Below are 18,520 nucleotides of genomic sequence, written 5' to 3'. Positions count from 1 at the left end.
GCGAAATTAGGGAAAATCTGAAGCAATTCAAAGCTGGAAAATTAACTTTCGCCGCCAAATTTCTGTTCCCAGGCAGCGACTTCGTCATCGGAAATCTTGCGGAACAGGACAGCCGGGATCTCGAACCCATGGCCGGCTTTAAGAATTTGTAATTCATTCAGAAAATCGCCCTCAACCCAGTCTGTCTGTGAGAGCGTCAAACCGAGTGCCGCCGCCATCTTCTCCGCCGCGTTCGGGATAACCGGCGCGCTTAAAATGGCGAAGATGCGGATCAAATTAATTGCAATGCGCAGAGTTTGCGCGGCCACTTCAGGATCAGTCTTAAATACTGTCCAAGGTGCAGCATCCGTCAGATATTCATTGCCCATGACCCAGATGGCGCGGAGTTCCTGCATGGCTTTGCGGATCTGCATATCCTGCATATGGATGTTATAGGCCGCTAACCGGCCGTCAAGTACCGTGGCGAGAGTTTGCTCCCGCTCACCGATTTCACCGCCTGCCGGCAAAGCATCGCCAAATTTAGACGAACAGAATTTAAGCGTACGGTTGACGAAATTACCGAGCGTATCTGCGAGATCCTTGTTAACCGTACCGGCAAAACCATCCCAGGTAAAACTGGCATCCGAGGTTTCAGGTGCATTTGATAACAGGTAATAGCGCCAGTAATCCGAGGGCAGCAGCTCGATAGCGTCGGACATAAAGACACCGCGCTTCTGGCTCGTGGAAAATTTGCCGCCATAATAGTTCAGCCAGTTAAACCCCTTGATGTAATCAACCATCTTCCAAGGCTCGCGGCTGGCCAGCAAGGTGCCCGGAAAGGTCACTGTATGAAAAGGAACGTTGTCCTTTGCCATCACCTGAACGTAGCGGACATCCTCCGCCTCATACCACCAGGATTTCCAGTCGCGGGCGTCCGGGTCCACATCCGCCCATTCCTTCGTCGCCGCGATATACTCAATGGGCGCATCAAACCAGACGTAATAAACCTTGTCCTCCAGTCCGGGCTGGTCCACCGGCACACCCCATTTCAAATCGCGGGTAATGCCACGGTCATGCAGCCCCTCGTCCAGCCATTTGAGTGCAATGGAGGACACCAGAACCGGCCAATCCTGATGACGGTTGACCCAGTTGCGAATTTCGCCGGCCAGTTTTGATTGCAGAAGAAAAAGGTGCTTGCTCTCGCGCACTTCAAGGTTGGTGCTGCCCGAAATAGCCGAGCGTGGATCCAGGAGGTCGGTCGGGTCAAGTATGCGGGTGCAGTTCTCGCATTGATCCCCCCGCGCCTTGTCATACCCGCAATGCGGACAGGTTCCCTCGACATAGCGGTCCGGCAGAAAACGACCATCGCCGACGGAATAGACCTGCCGCGTCACCCGTTCGTCTATAAACCCGTTTTCCAGAAGCTTGCGGCCAAAATGCTGGGTCAACTCCCGGTTCTGCGGGGAGGATGACCGGCCAAAATAGTCAAAAGACAGATCAAATGCCGCCCCGAGATCGGCCTGCACCTTATGCTGCTCCTTACAAAACTCTGCTACGTCCTGATGGGCGGCCAGGGCCGCCAATTCTGCGGGCGTTCCATGCTCATCTGTCGCGCAGATAAACAGGACCTCTTCCCCCCGCGCCCGAAGATAGCGCGCATACAAGTCCGACGGCAGCATCGATCCGATCAGGTTTCCCAGATGTTTAACACCATTGATATAAGGCAAAGCTGACGTGATAAGATGGCGTGTCATTATGGCTGTTGATTCCTGTACGTGCGACTTGTTGATATTTGTGCTTCTTTTACAGGAACTTGCGAAGCGGGGCAAAGCAAACAATAAGGCGATCGCCATTTATCGACGAAAAATCCCGGTATGCGGCTTTCGGGGCAGAATGGAGCCCGATATTGAAACAACTGCAAAAAGCAGCGTTTCTTATAGCATCCCCGATGCTTTTTGGATAGATTACCGTCACTTACAATCATGACGCACAGGATATTCAGAAACACCGCCCCTATGCCCGATCGCATAATCAGTATTGCGCCCATGATGGACTGGACGGACCGGCATGACCGGTATTTTCTGCGCCTGATCACCTCCCATGCGCTGCTTTATACGGAGATGGTGACGACCGGAGCGATCCTGTTTGGGGATGCGGACCGGCATTTGCGCTTTCACCCGGCGGAACAACCGCTGGCGCTACAACTTGGCGGCAGTGAGCCGGAGGCGCTCGCTAAATGCTGCAAGATTGCCGAAGACTACGGATATCAGGAAATAAACCTCAATGTTGGCTGCCCCTCAGATCGTGTGCAGACCGGCCGCTTTGGGGCTTGCCTGATGGCGGAGCCGGAAACGGTCGCCGCCTGTGTTTCCGCCATGTCGGCGGCGACCTCCCTGCCCGTCACGGTCAAGACACGGATCGGCATTGATGATCTCGATCAGTATGAGCATCTGACCCGGTTTATCGGAACCGTTCAGGCCGCAGGCTGTGAAACCTTCATCATTCATGCCCGCAAGGCTTGGCTGACCGGGCTCAGCCCCAAGGAAAACCGGACCATTCCACCTCTCGACTACAACCGTGTCTACCAGCTTAAAAAAGACTTTCCCGAGCTTGAGATTATCCTGAACGGCGGCATTCAGACATGCGAGGAAATCGACAACCATCTCGCGCATGTTGATGGCGTCATGATCGGACGGGAGGCTTACCAGAACCCCTATTTTCTTGCCGAAATCGACAAGCGTTATTATGGCCAGGACGAAAACACACCGGAACGACGCGAGGTGGTCGAGAAAATCCTGCCCTATATCGACCGGGAAATGGCACAGGGCGTCCCTCTCAAATCGATCACTCGCCATATGCTCGGATTGTTTCAGGGCCGCCCCGGCGCCCGCGCCTGGCGCCGCCATATCTCCGAGAACGCTCATCTGAAAGGGGCGACTCCCGACCTGTTGAATGAAGCCGCGGCCAAAACCCGTTAATACAGACAAAATACCATGCTGGATATTACGATTTCTTAATATCTACAGCCCAGAATTGAACGGCGACTTTAAGTCCGTTTAAACTGGAGCAAGTTTTGTCTGTTGTCACTGACCTAAAACGTTATCTTGCCGCCCGAAAATTAAGAGTCGTCAAGAAAAACTGCCTGACGATACTTTTGGTTGCGGGCACAAGTGTCAGTCTCGGCGTGGTGATTTCCCTTGCCCCCCAGATTTTATCCCGCACCAACGACTATTCGACGCCGATGAAAATTGCCGGTTCGGTCCATATCGTTGATGGCGATACGTTGTGGATGAAGGGTCAAAAGATCCGCCTGGCTGGCATAGATGCGCCGGAAAGCCAGCAAACCTGTATTTCCACCAGCCGGTCCCGATATCAATGCGGCATAGCCGCCCGCAATTTCCTGAAAGACCTTATCGCCGATCAGCCTGTGCAATGTGACAGTAGGTCAATGGACAAATATGGGCGGCTACTGGCGACCTGTTACATCGGAACCCGCGATATCAACGCCGAGATGGTAAGCGCAGGATGGGCCGTCGCCTACCGCCACTACAGCGACAAATATGCGGCAAAAGAAGATATTGCGAAACAAGCCGAGAAAGGAATATGGGACGGGAGTTTTCAAATCCCTTGGGTTTGGCGCCGCGATCATGAATCCGACAATATCAGTACCGCCGCCAGAGGCACGCGCAATTGCAATATCAAGGGAAATATAAGTGAGAATGGGAATATTTATCATTTACCCGGCGAGCGCTGGTACGAGGAAACCGGAATTAATATGAGCAAGGGAGAACGGTGGTTCTGTTCAGAAAAAGAGGCTGTGGCCGCCGGATGGCGACACCAGAGATCATATGACTAGGCTATTAAAAATCCCGCTTTTTACAGCGGGATTTTTTCTTCGATGCGGAAAATATTTCAGACGCGGCTACGCCATCTGTCCAGGCTCCAGGCGCCGGCGCCATTGGCGACGAGAAAGAGCAACCCACCTGCGAGGGCAATGTTTTTAATGAAGTTGGTCATCTGCATCTGGTCTGCGGGGTGGTAGTGAAACAATACAGCCGACACCAGACAAAAACCGGCGAGTAAAAAGGCCGCGATCCGCGTCTGCCAGCCAAGGAGAATGGCAATTCCGCCTCCAAGCTCAACAAGGATGACGAGGGGCAGAAGGATTCCCGGTGTCCCGACGGATTCCATGTAGCCCTGGGTGCCTGCATAGCTGTTAATCTTGCCTATACCCGCAGGAATAAACAACAATGCAATAAAAATCCGTCCAACCAGGTCAAAGACGGGGTTCAACTTTTCCATGGTGTCAGCCTCTCAGAGAATGTATTTTTCGCGCCAAGATCAGTATAAGGCAGAAAGAATTTCACCGCCAACCAAACATCATTGCGGGGGTCCCCGAAATTATCGGGCCTGACTGTGATAGGCCTCGTTCGGCATCATATCGATGGCCGAGGCCATCCGATTACTCATATTGAAGAACGAGGCGGCCGCTGATATATCCCAGATATCGTGATCGCGCCAGCCCGCATCGCGGAGGGCCTGCCGATCACTTTCTTCTATTTCATTCGGGGATTTCGTGAGTTTATAAGCAAAATCGAGCATCGCCCTTTGTTTCGGCGAGAGCTCAGCAGCCCGGTAATTCATCACCATGAGCTCGCCAAGGATGGGGTCGCCCGAAAGTTCCCGTACCGCCGCGCCATGTGCGGTCAGGCAATAAAAGCAGTTATTGACGGAAGAAACCGCAACCGCGATCATTTCCCGTTCCAGCTTGGTAAGGCCAGACTCGCCCAGCATCAGTTCGCTGTACATATCTGAGAAGGCCCGCAGCTTTGCCGCATTAAAACTGTAGGAGGCGAGAACATTCGGCACCATGCCCAGCTTCTCATCGCATAGAGCGAAATATTTCTGTGTTCCGGCGTCCAGTTCCGCGCGCACCGGAACCGGGATATCAAGGGCATGAATATATTTAGGCTGTGACATGGGGTCTCTCCAATCATTCCCGCTAAGGGCTGTTCGTTATGTACCGTTCTGGCCGCGATGGCGCAACAGATGATCGGCGAGGACGCAGGCCATCATCGCCTCTCCCACCGGAACGGCCCGTATGCCAACACAAGGGTCATGACGGCCCTTGGTCTGGATCTCGGTGTCGTTTCCCTGAAGATCAACCGTATCGCGAGGTTTCAGGATGGAGGAGGTCGGTTTGACGGCGAAGCGAACGACAATGTCCTGCCCGGTCGAAATGCCGCCTAATACCCCGCCCGCGTGGTTGCTCGTAAATCGGGGAGTGCCCTCGTTACTGTAGCGCATTTCGTCGGCGTTCGTCTCGCCCGTAAGCGCTGCCGTCGAAAAACCGTCGCCGATCTCAACGCCCTTAACCGCGTTGATGGTCATCATGGCACCAGCAAGATCAGAATCAAGCTTTCCATATATAGGCGCGCCGAGGCCCGCAGGGACCCCGGAGGCCACTACCTCGATCACGGCGCCCACCGACGAGCCAGCTTTACGGATCGCATCAAGCTAGACAGTCCAGTTTTCGATCATGCCTGGGTCCGGGCACCAAAATGGGTTGTTGTCGATTTCCGCCATATCGAGGCGGTTGCGATCAATCTGCCGATCCCCGATCTGCGTCAGATAGCCCTTAATTTTTACGCTATTTCCCAGCACCTTGCGGGCAATTCCCCCTGCTGCCACGCGCGCGGCGGTTTCACGGGCACTGGATCGCCCCCCGCCGCGGTAGTCGCGGATGCCATATTTCGTTTGATAAGTAAAATCAGCATGGCCCGGACGGAACTTTTCCTTGATGTCACCATAGTCCTTCGATCGCTGATCCACATTCTTGATCATCAGGCTAATGGGAGTCCCGGTGGTCCTGCCTTCAAAAACGCCGGAAAGGATTTCAACTTCGTCAGGTTCGCGCCGCTGGGTGGTAAAACGCGACTGGCCAGGCTTGCGACGGTCCATCCAGCCCTGCAGGTCTGCTTCGCTCACCTCAAGCAGCGGCGGACAGCCATCAACCACGCACCCAAGCGCTGGGCCGTGACTTTCTCCCCAGGTGGTCACCCGAAACAGATGGCCAAAGCTATTGTGGGACATGAGACCTACCGCCTAACAAATTGTAACTGAATTATTTTGTAATATCCGGCGCATCTTCAGCCTTCATGCCGACCACGTGATACCCTGCGTCCACATGATGGGTTTCCCCGGTGACACCGGCCCCGATATCACTGAGCAGATACAGCGCTGAGCCGCCGACGTCGTTAATAGTGACGTTGCGTTTCAGCGGTGAATTATACTCATTCCATTTCAGGATATAGCGGAAATCCCCAATGCCCGAGGCGGCCAGCGTCTTGATCGGTCCGGCGGACAGCGCATTGACGCGAATATTATTCTTGCCCATTTCCACCGCAAGATAGCGGACTGCCGCCTCAAGTCCCGCCTTGGCGACGCCCATGATGTTGTAATGCGGAATGACCCGCTCCGCTCCGTAATAGGTGAGCGTTACCATGCTGCCCCCGTCGGTCATCAGGGCGGAAGCCCGCTTTGCCAGCGCTATAAAGGAAAAGCAGGAGACATCCATAGTCAGGGCAAAGTTTTCGCGCGTCGTATCCGAGAAATTCCCGCGTAACTGGTTCTTGTCAGAAAAGCCGATGGCATGGACGAAAAAATCAATTTTTCCCCATTTCTCCTTCAATGCTGCGAAGACCGCGTCCATTGATGCGTCGTCGGTCACATCGCATTCGAGGACGGTATCGGAGCCAAGACTTTCGGCCAGCGGGGTCACCCGCTTTCCAAGGGCCTCTCCCTGATAGGTGAAGGCAATCTCCGCCCCGTGTTCATGTAATGACTGGGCAATTCCCCAAGCGAGGGAATGATTATTAGCGACCCCCATAATCAGCCCTCTTTTGCCTGTCATCAGACCGTTCTGCTGCGCCATACACAACCCCCTCACTCATTACGTATAATTACGCTAGTTAATTCTTTTTATCCCGCCTGACAAATGCAGTCAAAAGACTTATTCCCTGATTTCCTTTTAACACTTGAGATCAGGACCGTTACATTACTCTAAAATATGTTTGTGTTCAGGGGTCCAGCCCCTAACTCGCTTTGAGTTTGGAGCGCGCGTCATAGTCATGGGTCTCGGACCATTTTGTCACCCAATCCTGAAGTTCCGTATCCTGGTTCTCCGGCAGAACAACCTTCAATTTTACGAGTTGATCGCCGCGCTGATCCTTGGTTCGCGAGCCGACTCCCTTGCCTTTCAGCCGTAGAACCGATCCCGTGTTCGAGCCTGCAGGAACTTTCAGATTGACGGTGCCGTCGACTGTGGGAACCTTGACAGTTGCGCCGAGAACGGCTTCTGGCAGGCTTATGGGAAGTTCCACAAGAATGTTCTTGCCCTCACGTTTGAACAGGCTGTGTTTTTTTACCGAGACATTTATGAGGATATCCCCCGCCGGCGCCCCGCCACTGCCCGCCTCTCCCTGGCCTTTGAGACGTATCTGCTGACCGTCGGTTACACCTGCCGGGATGTTAACATCGAGCGTACGACCGCCATCGCCCATGGTCAGGCGCCGCTTGCCGCCGAGTGCGCCCTCAACAAACTCGATTTCAATAGCGAACTTCCGGTCCTGACCTCGTTCTGGCATGCGCCCACGAAAGCTACCACCGCGAAAATTACCGAAAATCTCGGAAAAAATGTCTTCCGCGCCACCTTCAAAACCGCCCCCATTGCTTGGGTCAAACCCGGAGGTCTGGCGCCGGCCGCCAAATCCGGACATTTTCTCCTGTCCGCTTTCGTCAATCTCGCCGCGGTCATACCGCGCCCGTTGTGTCTCGTCGCTCAGAATGTGATAGGCGGCGGATATTTCCTTAAATTTTTCGTCAACCTTGGTGTCGCCGGGGTTAGCGTCAGGATGATGCTTCTTCGCCAAACGGCGATAAGCAGATTTTATTTCCTTCTGGCTTGCGCCCTTTTCTATTTCCAAAATGCTATATAAATTTTTCATTCTATGCCGTACTGGATCCTGAAATCTGACTCAATTTTTAGCTCGTCGCCCTCGGGCGCCAATACCAATCTACTCCAGTATATATGCTTTTTCACCCAGGATTTAACTAATCTGTCCTATCTATTTGTCTTTTTTCTACATAGGTCAGGGATTTTTCGAGACTAGCGAGCGCCAGCGCGGCTTCAGACGATCCATTATCTTTTGCCTTTTCCCACCAATAATGAGCCCGCACACGGTCCAGAGGGACGGCCAACCCGTTGTCAAACAGCATGCCCAGCCTGTATTGGGCCTCAGCATTTCCCTCTGTCGCGAGTTTTGCCCAAATTGCCAGCGACTGCTGATATTCCTTCAGGGTATAGGAAAGATCCGCCATTTCCAGCCTTTCCGCCGTGGTGAGGCCTGCGTCGCCGCCCGACGCCTTCACTGATTGCACCGGTGTCGGAACGGAAGCAACTTTTACCGGATCAGTCGATTTTGATCCAGCCTTGGAGGGGGTCGTTGCTTGTGCAGAGGGCGTAGTGGCCGCCTGTTTTTGGCTTTGCGACTTCTGCAGCGAGGTCGTCGCTTCGTTTTCTGATGTCGCCGCTTCTCCACTATCCACCGTGGCCGCGTCCGGTTTGCCCGAGTTTGCCGTCGATGTCACCACCAAGGATTTGAGGGCGTCATAAAATCCCTTTTTCTGGATCGGTTGTGGTTTTTTCGTCGGGGCGGTCACCGATGTTTTCGATGTGTCAGGTGCAGCGGACGTTTCAGGAGGCGTTGCGGCCCTCGCAGTGGAAACGGTAGAGGCGGCGGAGTTGGCGGAGGCGGTAGAGGCAGCGGAGGCGGGGGCGGCTTTTGTCGGTGTTTTTACAGTATCTTCCGCTGCGGCAATCTCTGGTTTAGCCTCAATAGTGTCGGGATTATCGCGTTCCGCCGTCAGTTGGGAAACCTTGTCAAGCGCCTCTGGATATCCTGCTTTCGCCGCAAGCCGGTACCATCCAAGCGCGGCGGCATCGCTTTTCTGGACGCCGACGCCATTTTCAAACATCAAGCCAAGTTGATACTGGGAGAGGACATGGCCCTGCTGGGCTGCCTTAGCAAACCAGTTGGCTGCCAACCCGTAATCGCGGCTGACCCCTTCCCCGGCAAGATACATTCCCGCGACATTTGCCTGCGCCCGGTCAAAGCCGAGAGTTGCCGCCCGCATATACCAGGTAAAGGCCTTCTTATAGTCCTGATCCACGCCAAGGCCGCGACGGTATAAATGCCCGACGTTTCGCATTGCTGCCGGATCGTTGGCCTTTGCCAGTGGTAACCATTCCTCGAAAGCGGCGGCGTAGTTTCCCGTTTCATAGGCCGTAACACCTTCACCGAAACCTGCCTGCACGACCGGACCAGTGCCAAGCGACACCAACAGTCCGAGCGTCGAGGCTCCTATTAACCTTTTAATTCTAATCATCACAATAGTTAACGGGTTCCTATATGCTGGTGGTGAGGGATACTCTGTTTCGTCACCCGGTTTTCTAGCTCATGATCTGCCAGGACCCGTCCGGCTGGCGACAGGCGGTGCCGTAGCCTTTTTCGAGTTTCCCGCCAATTTCAACGGTCTGCTGGAATTCCCGACAATAACGGCCATCTAGGGCATTTCCATCCCGAACCGGTGTGATCGAGCCGGAATTTCCGCTGTCCGGGTTATTCCAGTTAATTGTCTGGCCGATCGGCGCCGTCGTTGCCTGGTTTTCAGCACGGTCAATTTGTGCGCGGTCCGCTGCGTCAAGTGACTTGCCGACTTCGCGGCCGATCATGGCGCCGGCCAATGTGCCCACACCAACCGCAACAAGCCGTCCAGTACCACTGCCAAATGCCGACCCCAGCAACGCACCGCCAATACCGCCGATAATGCTGCCACCGGTCGTTTTCGGGTTATTTTGCTGATCCGCACAACCGGCAAGCGCCAAGGCAGCCGTGGCTACGATCATTACCAAGTAATTCGCACGTTTCATCATCTCGTCCTTATCCATTTCCTGTACGCAAATGCCAATACAGACTTTTAAAACAGTATATATGGTCAACATGAACTATGATAGCAAAACACAGTTCACATTAAATTTCAGAATATTTTCATAACGACCATTATACGAGCCTTATCGACAATTCCGTCGGAGCAGTCTAAATTCATTCGAATTCACGTGCTGAGACAGGTTAAGGACGAGTAAGCTGAAATGACTGTGAAAAAATTCCCTGAATTGCTGGACGAATTTCGGCGCTGGATGGCAGAAGCAGAGCAGAGCGAAGCCAACGATCCAACCGCCATGTCGCTAGCAACCGCAGATAAGGACGGGCAGCCGTCGGTCCGGATGGTGTTGCTTAAAAATGCCGATGAACGGGGATTTGTCTTCTATACGAACTATGAAAGCCAAAAGGGGACGGAGTTACAGGAAAACCCCAAGGCAGCCCTGTGTTTTCACTGGAAATCCCTGCGCCGGAGTATCCGCATTCAGGGCACCGTCGAAAAGGTCAGTGACGCCGAAGCCGACGCATATTTTGACAGCCGCCCGCGGGACAGCCGCATTGGCGCCTGGGCCAGCCAGCAATCCCGGACGATGGCCGGACGGTTTTCCCTGGAAACGGCGGTCGCTAAATACGCGGCAAAATTCGGCGTCAGTTCAATCCCGCGGCCCGACTACTGGTCCGGCTTTCGGGTTATCCCGGCGCGTATGGAATTCTGGCGCGATCGGCCGTTCCGACTGCATGAGCGGCGGCTTTACCGGCAAACGCCGGAAGGTTGGACAGAAAGCATTCTTTACCCCTAAAATGCCAACATAATGACCGCGTTCGAAACCAGAAAGACAGAAACTGTGACCACGACGCTCGAGAAAGCCACACTCAATGACACGGCCACCGAAAATGGTGCATTGATGCGCTCGGCGACGGTGGTCGCGGTCGCTGTGGCGATTGTCCTGATTGCTATAAAACTTGTCGCCTATTTTATGACCAATTCGGTGGCAATACTCTCGACACTTGTCGATTCAATGCTCGATCTTGCCGCCTCTTTCATAAATCTGATTGCTGTTCGCCATGCGCTCGTCCCCGCCGACCGGGAGCATCGCTATGGTCATGGCAAGGCGGAGGCCCTCGCCGGGCTGTTCCAGGCAGCAGTGATTACCGGGTCTGGGGTCTTTCTGCTGTTTCAGGCCGCCGAAAGGCTTTACAATCCTAAAACGGTTCAATCCAGCGATGTCGGGATTATCGTGATGGTTATCTCGATCCTGCTGACAATTGGTCTCGTGAGTTACCAGCGGTATGTCATCCGGCGCACCAAGTCCGTGGCTATCACCGCCGATTCCCTGCATTACCTCGGCGATGTCCTGATCAATGGCAGCGTCATGGTTGCCCTGATCCTCGATCTAATTTTTCACTTACCCTATGTTGATGGATTATTTGCTGTCGGCATCTCCTTGTTTTTACTTTATAATTCTTTTCTGATCATTCGCGCGTCCTTTGCCGAGCTAATGGATGAGGAACTGGGCGAGGAGGAACGCGCCAATATTTCCAACCTGGTGATGGCACAGGCAGGAGTCTTCGGTCTCCATGACCTCAGAACCCGCCGGTCGGGCCAGCATGTCTTCATTCAGATGCATATCGACATGGATGGCTCGATCAGCCTTCGCGATGCCCATACCATCTCGGAAGCGGTTGAGACCCGATTGATGGCGGAATATCCGGAAGCCGAGGCAATCGTGCATCAGGACCCCATACAGGTACCGCGTGTAAAAGAAAAAGACGATTGACAGTCTTTCAATAAGAACTCTTTGAATATGAGGGTGTTAGCATTATACTTAAAAGGAACTTTGGAGGTTAGTACAATATATGCCTTTTAAAAATATTCTCGTTCCCCTTTCGGGCGCTGCAAATAATTCGGATGCACAGAGCTTGGAGAGTGCCTTCCATCTGGCAACACGTTTCAGCGCCCATGTGAATGCCCTGCATATCAAGATTGATCCGCGGACTGCCGCGGCCTTCGTTGGCGAGGGCATGACCTCGACAATGATTGAAAGTGTCATCGAAATGGCGGAAAAGGACGGCGAAGAACGCCGGCAACGCGCCCATGCCCTGTTCAATGAAATGTCGAGCAGGATGAGCATCCCGGCGATTAACGACATTGCCGACCGCCCGGTCTCCGGCGGCGCCACGGCCCGCTTTGTCGAGAAGCAGGGCAACCGTGAGGATACCCTGCATAGTTATGGCCGATTGTTCGACCTCATTGTCATTTGCAAACAAAATGACGAAGAGGAAATCAACAACGACCTCATCATCAACACGGCCCTTCGCGAAACTGGCCGGCCCGTTCTTCTTATGGACAAGGCGATTGCTGCGGACTGCGGGAAACGGGTTGTGCTTGCGTGGAATGGATCGGTCGAATCCAGCCGGGCCCTCACCTACTCATTGCCGTTTTTAAAGGCAGCGGAAAAAGTCATGCTGGTTTCCGCCATCGACGATCTGCACGAGGACATTCATCCTGAAGCCGTTCTGCGCTACCTGACCATGCATGGCATAACTGCGGACAGGTGTGAAATAACCGGTAGTAACGGCAAATCGACTGCCGAATCATTGCTGGCACAGGCGAAAAAATGTGATGCGGACCTCCTTGTCATGGGGGCCTATACACGGAGTCGGCTGAGAAGACTATTCTTTGGCGCGGTGACTGAGGAGATCCTTGCTCATTGTCCTATTCCCGTTCTGCTAGCCCATTAAGCGGCCAAACGACTCGCCATCCAGACGGCGAAAGCATAAATGCGACCATTTGTCCCTTGTCAGAGAATGGTTATTTTGGATATTTAACAAGCTTGGCAAAGAACGGTATATGTAACGCAAAAAGTAAGGTGACCGCGATGAATTATGAACGGATGTTCGAAAGAGCCATTCAGTCTTTGAAAGACGAGAGCCGTTATCGCGTTTTCACCGAAATCCGCCGCCATGCTGGCGACTTCCCGATGGCAACCCGGTTTCTTGAAGATGGCAGCGAGCAGAAGGTGACCATCTGGTGTTCCAATGACTATCTCGGTATGGGACAACACCCGGATGTAGTTGCGGCAATCAAGAACGCCGCGGACACCTACGGCGCCGGTGCAGGGGGGACCCGCAATATTTCGGGCAATACCCGCATGATTTGCGAACTGGAACGGGAACTCGCTGATCTACACATGAAAGAGAGCGCTCTCGTTTTCACTTCGGGTTATGTCTCCAACGACGCCACTCTGTCAACTTTGGGTAAGTTACTGCCCGATTGCGTGATCCTGTCGGATGAGCTTAATCACGCGTCAATGATCGACGGGATGCGCCATGCAGGTTGTGAGAAGGTTATATTCCGCCATAATGATGCGCGGGATCTCGAAGACAAACTAAAATCCATCGATCCGGCCCGCGCGAAAATCATTGCGTTTGAATCGGTCTATTCGATGGATGGCGATATCTCGCCCATTCGTGATTTCTGCGATCTGGCAGATCGGTACAAGGCGATGACTTACCTTGACGAAGTTCATGCCGTTGGCCTCTATGGCCTGCGGGGAGGCGGCGTTGCAGAACGGGAGGGCCTGATGGACCGTATCGATATCATCGAAGGTACCCTGGGTAAGGCCTATGGCGTCGTCGGCGGCTTCATCACCGCGAGCAGCAATATCATTGATGCCATTCGCTCCTACGCCAAGGGGTTTATTTTTACGACAACACTGTCGCCGGTGATGTCGGCGGGTGCGCTCGCCAGCGTGCGTCACCTGAAAGCCAGCCGGTTTGAGCGGGCCATGCATCAGGAGCGCGCCGCCACCCTCAAATCCCTGCTGACAGATGCCGGACTACCGATCCTCCCGTCCGTCACTCATATCGTACCGCTGATGGTATATAACGCAGAGCTTTGCAAGCAGGCGAGCGATATGCTGCTCGATGATTACGGCATCTATATCCAGCCGATCAATTACCCGACGGTTCCTCGTGGTCTGGAACGGTTACGTCTCACCCCGACCCCATTCCATGACGATGCCATGATGGCAGAGCTTGTGAATGCCCTGAAAGATGTCTGGCATCGGCTTGACCTACGTCAGGCCGCCTGACGGAGAAGCCCGTCATTTAGACAAAGAAATCCGGCAGTAATTCACGCTCGGTGACATTGTCGAAGCGATAGCGAGCGAGGTCGGATACGCCGGTTGACGCCAGCACCTCATCATCAATACAGAAATTCCCGCTGAATTCCCGGGCTGGCCGCGTAAGAATGATATGCGCTGCATCGGCCATGATCTCAACTTTCCGGCATTTACGCCGCACCTCCGGGCCGCCGATCAGGTCCATGGCCGCCGTCGCGATCGCCGTGCGCGGCCATAGGGCGTTGAAGGCGATACCGTCGCGCTTGAATTCTTCCGACATGCCGAGAACACAGAGACTCATGCCATATTTCGCCATGCTATAGGCAACATGTGGCGCAAACCAGCGAGTTTCAAAATTCAGCGGTGGCGACAGGTTGAGAACATGTGGATTTTTCGACTTTTTCAGGTATGGAATGGCCTTCTGCGAGCAGAGGTAGGTCCCGCGCACATTGATCTGATGCATCAGGTCAAAGCGTTTCATCGGAGTCTGCAGGGTCCCGGTCAGGCTGATAGCAGAGGCATTATTAATCAGGATATCAATGCCACCAAAGGTCTCAACAGCCTTTTCAATCGCGGCTGTGACCGTATCTTCATCCCGAACGTCAACCACTATGGGAAGTGCTTTTCCCCCGGCATCCTCGATTTCCTCAGCCGCACTATAGATGGTGCCGGCGAGTTTCGAATGCGCTTCGGCCGTCTTCGCGGCAACCACCACATTGGCGCCATCTCGGGCGGCACGTTTGCCGATGGCGAGACCGATACCCCGGCTCGCACCGGTAATAAAAAGCGTTTTACCTTTCAAATCAGTCATCACCATCTCCTCCTATAGAGTTTTGGTCATTTCCCCTTAAACTCAGGTCGTCTTTTTTCACCGAAGGCCGTCACGCCTTCCACCCAGTCGTCGCTGGCAGCGCAGGCAGCAAAATTCTGTGCCTCTAATGATAATTGCGCTTCCATTCCATTATTCAAGGAGGTATTGAGAAGTTGCTTTGTCAGGCCGATAGCAACCGTCGGTCCGTTCGCCAGCCGCTTTGCGAGCTTTTCTGTCTCTGCCGCAAGATCCGATGTCGGGACGACAAAATTGATAAGCCCAATATCCTTCGCCTCCTGGGCGCTGATCCGATCCCCCAGCATCGCAATTTCCATGGCTTTTTTCATGCCGACGATCCGCGGCAAGGTGTAGGTCCCCGACCCGTCCGGGGTCGTGCCAATGTTGATATAGGCGAGAGTGAAAAAGGCATCTTCGGCGGCAATCACCATGTCACAGGCCATCATCAAGGAAAGGCCAAAGCCCGCCGCGGCCCCCTGGACACTGGCAATCACAGGCTTTTTCATGCGGCTGAGTGTAAACATCGTCGGATGCAAACCGTGAATGCGTCGCTCGAAATTCTGACGGCGTTCCTGCGGGGCCATCTTGACAAAGTCCTTGAAGGCTTTGACATCGCCACCAGCCATAAAATGCTCCCCCGCGCCCTTGATCACGACGCAGCGGATCTCGTCATCGACCTCAAGTTCAGTCACTGCCTGAAACAGCCCTTCGCGCATATCGAGCGAGAGAGCGTTGCGCGCCTCCGGGCGGTTCATGGTCAGCGTGGCAATTCCGTTGTCGCGGGTGACGAGCAGATCTTTGGACATGATAGTATTCTTTCTTTTTGCTTTTAATTCAGTAGCGGCAATTACGCCTGTTTACGCAACGGCCCTGTGTCTTGCCCCGTGGCGCTGGAATTTCCAGACGCCGTCCTCGCCGCAGATGCGATCAAGATCGCCTTCCTCAACCAAGTAATGGCAATGGGCCAACCCTTCGGAAATCGCCAGTCTCACATCCGATTCCGTCAGCTCCCGATCGAAAAGAACCGGCAACAGGTCGATGGCGGATTTCGGCGAATCACAGGCTTCAAGTAATTTTTTAAGCCTGTCAGTATGATGTGATTTGTAATAATCAAGCTGATTATGCAGTCCGGTAAAAACGTCATTATGGGCCGGAAGGACAAGCGTATCGCGCGGTAATTTAGACAGCTTATCAATAGATTGCATGAATTGTTTAAGCGGGTTAGCGAGCGGTTCCGCCGGATATACTCCGATATGCGGTGTAATGCGTGGCAGCACCTGATCGCCGGAGATCATAATACCTTCCTCGGCCGCATACAGGCATGCATGTTCCGGCGCGTGGCCTGTACCGACGATGACCTGCCAGTCACGTTTGCCGATCCGGATCACGTCTCCGTCGGCAATCCGGCTAAATCCCATGGGGACGGGCGTCATTGCACGCTCGAAATGATTAAATCCACGAGCTCGGACTTTGTCCAGCATCTTTTCACTGAAGCCGATAGAAGCATAGAAGTCGACCACGAAATCCGGGGTTTTCTCCGAGGCCTCCAGATACAGCATACGTCCGAATGTCCATTCTCCGAACGTCATAGTCAGCGGGATATTCCAGCGGTTTGTAACCCATCCCGCAAGCCCCATATGATCGGGATGAAAATGTGTACAAATTAATCTGGTTACAGGCTTTCCTTTAAGAAATTTCTTAAATATAATTTCCCATAGCTCCGTGATTTTTTCAGATTTAAACCCGGAATCAACAATGGTCCATCCGTCATCGTCCTCAATCAGGTAGAGATTGATATAATCGAGTCCTTCGATCGGGATCGGCATACGAACCCAGTACAGGCCGTCGCGGATTTTTAGCATTTCGCCATCGCCAGGTCTGGCGCCAAGCGGGTATTCTATTTCTTGATTTTTCATTATGAACCCTAGTGATTTCACAAAGGAAAAGAATATCCTTTGTGACCTATTTTATTTAACGTTTACGTTAACGTCAAACATTGCCTTGATTTTTAGACAGAAAGCCGCTCTTCAGCAATGGCGAACAGCGTTTCCGGGCCATCTGTGACCGCCGCCAGCAATGCCGTCGCGGAGGGCAGGATCTGGGCCGCAAAAAACCGGCATGTAATTATTTTTGCTTCAAGGAAATCCGTATCCCCGCCCCCGGCGGAGATCATTTTCCTGGCTTTCAGTGCCGATTTGGCCAAAAGATATCCGCCCACCGTCGTCGCGAACATCCGTAAATAGGGCGTGGCCCCCGCGGGCGCTGCGTTCGGGTCATTCGGCGCATTGCTATAGAGCCAATCCGTTGCCTCCTTCAGCGCACCAAGGGAAAGGCTCAGCTGGCGCGAGACGGCCGCAAGATCATCGCCATCCTGTCGCAACTGATCAATCGTCTGCTCCATATCGGCGAAAAGCTGGCGGACCGGGGCACCGCCCTGCAAGGACAGCTTGCGTCCGACAAGGTCAAGCGCCTGAATGCCGTTGGTTCCCTCATAAATCGGCAGGATGCGGGCATCGCGATAATATTGCCCGACGCCGGTTTCCTCGATAAATCCCATGCCGCCATGAACTTGCACCGCGAGGGACGCCATTTCAACGCCCAAATCCGTCGACCAGGCCTTGGACAAAGGTGTCAGGAGTTCCGCCATCCCCATACTGTTAGTGCGGACGTCTTCGTCCGGGTGGTTATGGGCCTTGTCGAGACATTCACCGTTCAGATAGATCAGGCAGCGCATTGCCTCAATATTCGCGCGCATGGTCATCAGCATCCGGCGCACGTCCGCATGATGGACGATTGTCGTCATTTCGCTCTTGGGCATATCCGGGGCCTGTCCCTGCCGCCGGTCGCGGGCATAATCGACCGCTTGCTGATAGGCGCGCTCGGCAATCGCCAAACCTTGCACCCCGACATTGAGCCGGGCACTGTTCATCATTGTAAACATGCAGGCCATGCCCTTATTCTCACTGCCCAGCAGGTAGCCGATACAATTTCCGTCATCGCCATAGGACATCACTGCCGTCGGGCTCGCGTGAATACCGATTTTTTCTTCGAGCGACACACATTTAAGATCGTTGCGCGCACCCAGCGTCCCATCCTCATTGACGAGATATTTGGGCACGATAAACAGCGATATACCCCGGGTTCCAGCGGGGGCGCCCGGTGTGCGCGCCAAGACCAGATGAATAATATTCTCGCTTAGCTCATGCTCGCCGTAGGTAATGAAAATTTTCTGACCCGAAATACGCCAGCTGCCGTCTTCAGCCGGTTCCGCCTTGGTCCGGAGCGCGCCGACATCAGACCCGGCCTGACTCTCAGTCAGGTTCATGGTCGCCGTCCATTCGCCACTCACCAGTTTTTTAAGATAGGTCGCCTGTTGTTCTGCCGTGCCATGGGCCAGAATGGATTCGATCGCGCCCTGCGTCAGTAGCGGGCATAGCGAAAATGCGAGGTTGGCCGAGTTCCACATCTCCACGGTTGCCAGTGCCACCGCGCTTGGCAGTCCACCGCCGTCATATTTCTCTGGTGCGGAAATCCCGTTCCAGCCACCTTCGACAAATTGGGCATAGGCCTCCGTCCAGCCATCCGGG

18 protein-coding genes and 1 pseudogene are annotated in these 18,520 nt (G+C 53.8%); 7 read left to right on the top strand and 12 right to left on the bottom strand.

The features are described 5' to 3' along the window. Positions 1–41: 41 nt before the first annotated feature. Positions 42–1,733, bottom strand: a complete 1,692-nt coding sequence (gene metG, locus ACESNI_RS11865; protein WP_373086949.1) for a methionine--tRNA ligase — start codon at positions 1,731–1,733, stop codon at positions 42–44. 1 nt (position 1,734) lies between these two features. On the opposite strand from metG, the gene ACESNI_RS11860 reads away from it, so the two are divergent. The 3 genes from ACESNI_RS11860 to ACESNI_RS11850 all read left to right on the top strand — a co-directional run bounded on the left by ACESNI_RS11860 (position 1,735) and on the right by ACESNI_RS11850 (position 3,835). Continuing rightward, positions 1,735–1,965, top strand: a complete 231-nt coding sequence (locus ACESNI_RS11860; protein ID WP_373086947.1) for a hypothetical protein — start codon at positions 1,735–1,737, stop codon at positions 1,963–1,965. A 29-nt stretch (positions 1,966–1,994) separates the two neighbouring features. After that, the gene (gene dusA, locus ACESNI_RS11855; protein ID WP_373086945.1) at positions 1,995–2,957 is read left to right on the top strand and encodes a tRNA dihydrouridine(20/20a) synthase DusA; all 963 of its coding nucleotides are present in this window, start codon (positions 1,995–1,997) and stop codon (positions 2,955–2,957) included. A 95-nt stretch (positions 2,958–3,052) separates the two neighbouring features. Continuing rightward, positions 3,053–3,835: a thermonuclease family protein gene (locus ACESNI_RS11850; protein WP_373086942.1), complete on the top strand. Its 783-nt coding sequence runs from the start codon at positions 3,053–3,055 to the stop codon at positions 3,833–3,835. Positions 3,836–3,891: 56 nt separating this feature from the next. On the opposite strand, the gene ACESNI_RS11845 is transcribed toward ACESNI_RS11850, so the two are convergent. The 7 genes and pseudogenes from ACESNI_RS11845 to ACESNI_RS11815 all read right to left on the bottom strand — a co-directional run bounded on the left by ACESNI_RS11845 (position 3,892) and on the right by ACESNI_RS11815 (position 9,973). After that, positions 3,892–4,281 carry a DoxX family protein gene (locus ACESNI_RS11845; protein ID WP_373086940.1) on the bottom strand — a complete coding sequence of 130 codons (390 nt, stop codon included), beginning with the start codon at positions 4,279–4,281 and terminating at the stop codon, positions 3,892–3,894. Between the two features lie 99 nt (positions 4,282–4,380). Next, positions 4,381–4,959: a peroxidase-related enzyme gene (locus tag ACESNI_RS11840; RefSeq protein WP_373086938.1), complete on the bottom strand. Its 579-nt coding sequence runs from the start codon at positions 4,957–4,959 to the stop codon at positions 4,381–4,383. 36 nt (positions 4,960–4,995) lie between these two features. Then, positions 4,996–6,072: pseudogene (gene aroC, locus ACESNI_RS11835) on the bottom strand (chorismate synthase). Between the two features lie 31 nt (positions 6,073–6,103). After that, complete coding sequence (gene fabI / locus ACESNI_RS11830; RefSeq protein WP_373086936.1) at positions 6,104–6,913, bottom strand: enoyl-ACP reductase FabI; 810 nt, start codon at positions 6,911–6,913, stop codon at positions 6,104–6,106. A 160-nt stretch (positions 6,914–7,073) separates the two neighbouring features. Further along, complete coding sequence (locus ACESNI_RS11825; protein ID WP_373086934.1) at positions 7,074–7,985, bottom strand: DnaJ C-terminal domain-containing protein; 912 nt, start codon at positions 7,983–7,985, stop codon at positions 7,074–7,076. Between the two features lie 106 nt (positions 7,986–8,091). Continuing rightward, positions 8,092–9,426 carry a hypothetical protein gene (locus tag ACESNI_RS11820; protein WP_373087004.1) on the bottom strand — a complete coding sequence of 445 codons (1,335 nt, stop codon included), beginning with the start codon at positions 9,424–9,426 and terminating at the stop codon, positions 8,092–8,094. A gap of 64 nt (positions 9,427–9,490) precedes the next feature. Further along, on the bottom strand, positions 9,491–9,973 hold the full coding sequence (locus ACESNI_RS11815; RefSeq protein ID WP_373086932.1) for an RT0821/Lpp0805 family surface protein: 483 nt from the start codon (positions 9,971–9,973) through the stop codon (positions 9,491–9,493). Positions 9,974–10,189: 216 nt separating this feature from the next. Between ACESNI_RS11815 and pdxH the strand changes: the two genes are divergently transcribed. From pdxH to hemA, 4 genes are all read left to right on the top strand, one after another. Continuing rightward, positions 10,190–10,780 carry a pyridoxamine 5'-phosphate oxidase gene (gene pdxH, locus ACESNI_RS11810; RefSeq protein WP_373086930.1) on the top strand — a complete coding sequence of 197 codons (591 nt, stop codon included), beginning with the start codon at positions 10,190–10,192 and terminating at the stop codon, positions 10,778–10,780. A gap of 12 nt (positions 10,781–10,792) precedes the next feature. Beyond that, complete coding sequence (locus tag ACESNI_RS11805; RefSeq protein WP_373086928.1) at positions 10,793–11,758, top strand: cation diffusion facilitator family transporter; 966 nt, start codon at positions 10,793–10,795, stop codon at positions 11,756–11,758. Between the two features lie 79 nt (positions 11,759–11,837). Continuing rightward, positions 11,838–12,722, top strand: coding sequence for a universal stress protein (locus ACESNI_RS11800; RefSeq protein WP_373086926.1), 885 nt, complete (start codon positions 11,838–11,840; stop codon positions 12,720–12,722). A 137-nt stretch (positions 12,723–12,859) separates the two neighbouring features. Beyond that, on the top strand, positions 12,860–14,074 hold the full coding sequence (gene hemA, locus ACESNI_RS11795; protein ID WP_373086923.1) for a 5-aminolevulinate synthase: 1,215 nt from the start codon (positions 12,860–12,862) through the stop codon (positions 14,072–14,074). Positions 14,075–14,090: 16 nt separating this feature from the next. Here hemA and ACESNI_RS11790 read toward each other — a convergent pair whose 3' ends face one another. The 4 genes from ACESNI_RS11790 to ACESNI_RS11775 form a co-directional block, all read right to left on the bottom strand. Beyond that, the gene (locus ACESNI_RS11790; RefSeq protein ID WP_373086921.1) at positions 14,091–14,915 is read right to left on the bottom strand and encodes an SDR family oxidoreductase; all 825 of its coding nucleotides are present in this window, start codon (positions 14,913–14,915) and stop codon (positions 14,091–14,093) included. 26 nt (positions 14,916–14,941) lie between these two features. Beyond that, entirely contained in the window at positions 14,942–15,739 is a 798-nt protein-coding gene (locus ACESNI_RS11785) for an enoyl-CoA hydratase/isomerase family protein (protein ID WP_373086919.1), read from the bottom strand. Between the two features lie 51 nt (positions 15,740–15,790). Next, on the bottom strand, positions 15,791–16,849 hold the full coding sequence (locus tag ACESNI_RS11780; protein WP_373086916.1) for an MBL fold metallo-hydrolase: 1,059 nt from the start codon (positions 16,847–16,849) through the stop codon (positions 15,791–15,793). Between the two features lie 92 nt (positions 16,850–16,941). Further along, the coding region (locus tag ACESNI_RS11775) for an acyl-CoA dehydrogenase (RefSeq protein ID WP_373086914.1) at positions 16,942–18,520 on the bottom strand (1,579 nt) is incomplete at its 5' end.

Origin of the sequence: Sneathiella sp. (assembly GCF_041689005.1) — a bacterium.
GTDB lineage: Bacteria > Pseudomonadota > Alphaproteobacteria > Sneathiellales > Sneathiellaceae > Sneathiella.
This window is presented reverse-complemented; position numbering and strand designations above follow the sequence as displayed.

Bases quoted from the DNA above. Each gene is read 5' to 3' on its own strand.
- metG (WP_373086949.1), bottom strand. From the start codon at position 1,733: ATGACACGCCATCTTATCACGTCAGCTTTGCCTTATATCAATGGTGTT.
- ACESNI_RS11805 (WP_373086928.1), top strand. From the start codon at position 10,793: ATGACCGCGTTCGAAACCAGAAAGACAGAAACTGTGACCACGACGCTC.
- ACESNI_RS11860 (WP_373086947.1), top strand. From the start codon at position 1,735: ATGGCTGTTGATTCCTGTACGTGCGACTTGTTGATATTTGTGCTTCTT.
- ACESNI_RS11845 (WP_373086940.1), bottom strand. From the start codon at position 4,281: ATGGAAAAGTTGAACCCCGTCTTTGACCTGGTTGGACGGATTTTTATT.
- ACESNI_RS11790 (WP_373086921.1), bottom strand. From the start codon at position 14,915: ATGACTGATTTGAAAGGTAAAACGCTTTTTATTACCGGTGCGAGCCGG.
- hemA (WP_373086923.1), top strand. From the start codon at position 12,860: ATGAATTATGAACGGATGTTCGAAAGAGCCATTCAGTCTTTGAAAGAC.
- ACESNI_RS11785 (WP_373086919.1), bottom strand. From the start codon at position 15,739: ATGTCCAAAGATCTGCTCGTCACCCGCGACAACGGAATTGCCACGCTG.
- ACESNI_RS11800 (WP_373086926.1), top strand. From the start codon at position 11,838: ATGCCTTTTAAAAATATTCTCGTTCCCCTTTCGGGCGCTGCAAATAAT.
- ACESNI_RS11780 (WP_373086916.1), bottom strand. From the start codon at position 16,849: ATGAAAAATCAAGAAATAGAATACCCGCTTGGCGCCAGACCTGGCGAT.
- dusA (WP_373086945.1), top strand. From the start codon at position 1,995: ATGCCCGATCGCATAATCAGTATTGCGCCCATGATGGACTGGACGGAC.
- ACESNI_RS11815 (WP_373086932.1), bottom strand. From the start codon at position 9,973: ATGATGAAACGTGCGAATTACTTGGTAATGATCGTAGCCACGGCTGCC.
- pdxH (WP_373086930.1), top strand. From the start codon at position 10,190: ATGACTGTGAAAAAATTCCCTGAATTGCTGGACGAATTTCGGCGCTGG.
- fabI (WP_373086936.1), bottom strand. From the start codon at position 6,913: ATGGCGCAGCAGAACGGTCTGATGACAGGCAAAAGAGGGCTGATTATG.
- ACESNI_RS11825 (WP_373086934.1), bottom strand. From the start codon at position 7,985: ATGAAAAATTTATATAGCATTTTGGAAATAGAAAAGGGCGCAAGCCAG.
- ACESNI_RS11840 (WP_373086938.1), bottom strand. From the start codon at position 4,959: ATGTCACAGCCTAAATATATTCATGCCCTTGATATCCCGGTTCCGGTG.
- ACESNI_RS11820 (WP_373087004.1), bottom strand. From the start codon at position 9,426: ATGATTAGAATTAAAAGGTTAATAGGAGCCTCGACGCTCGGACTGTTG.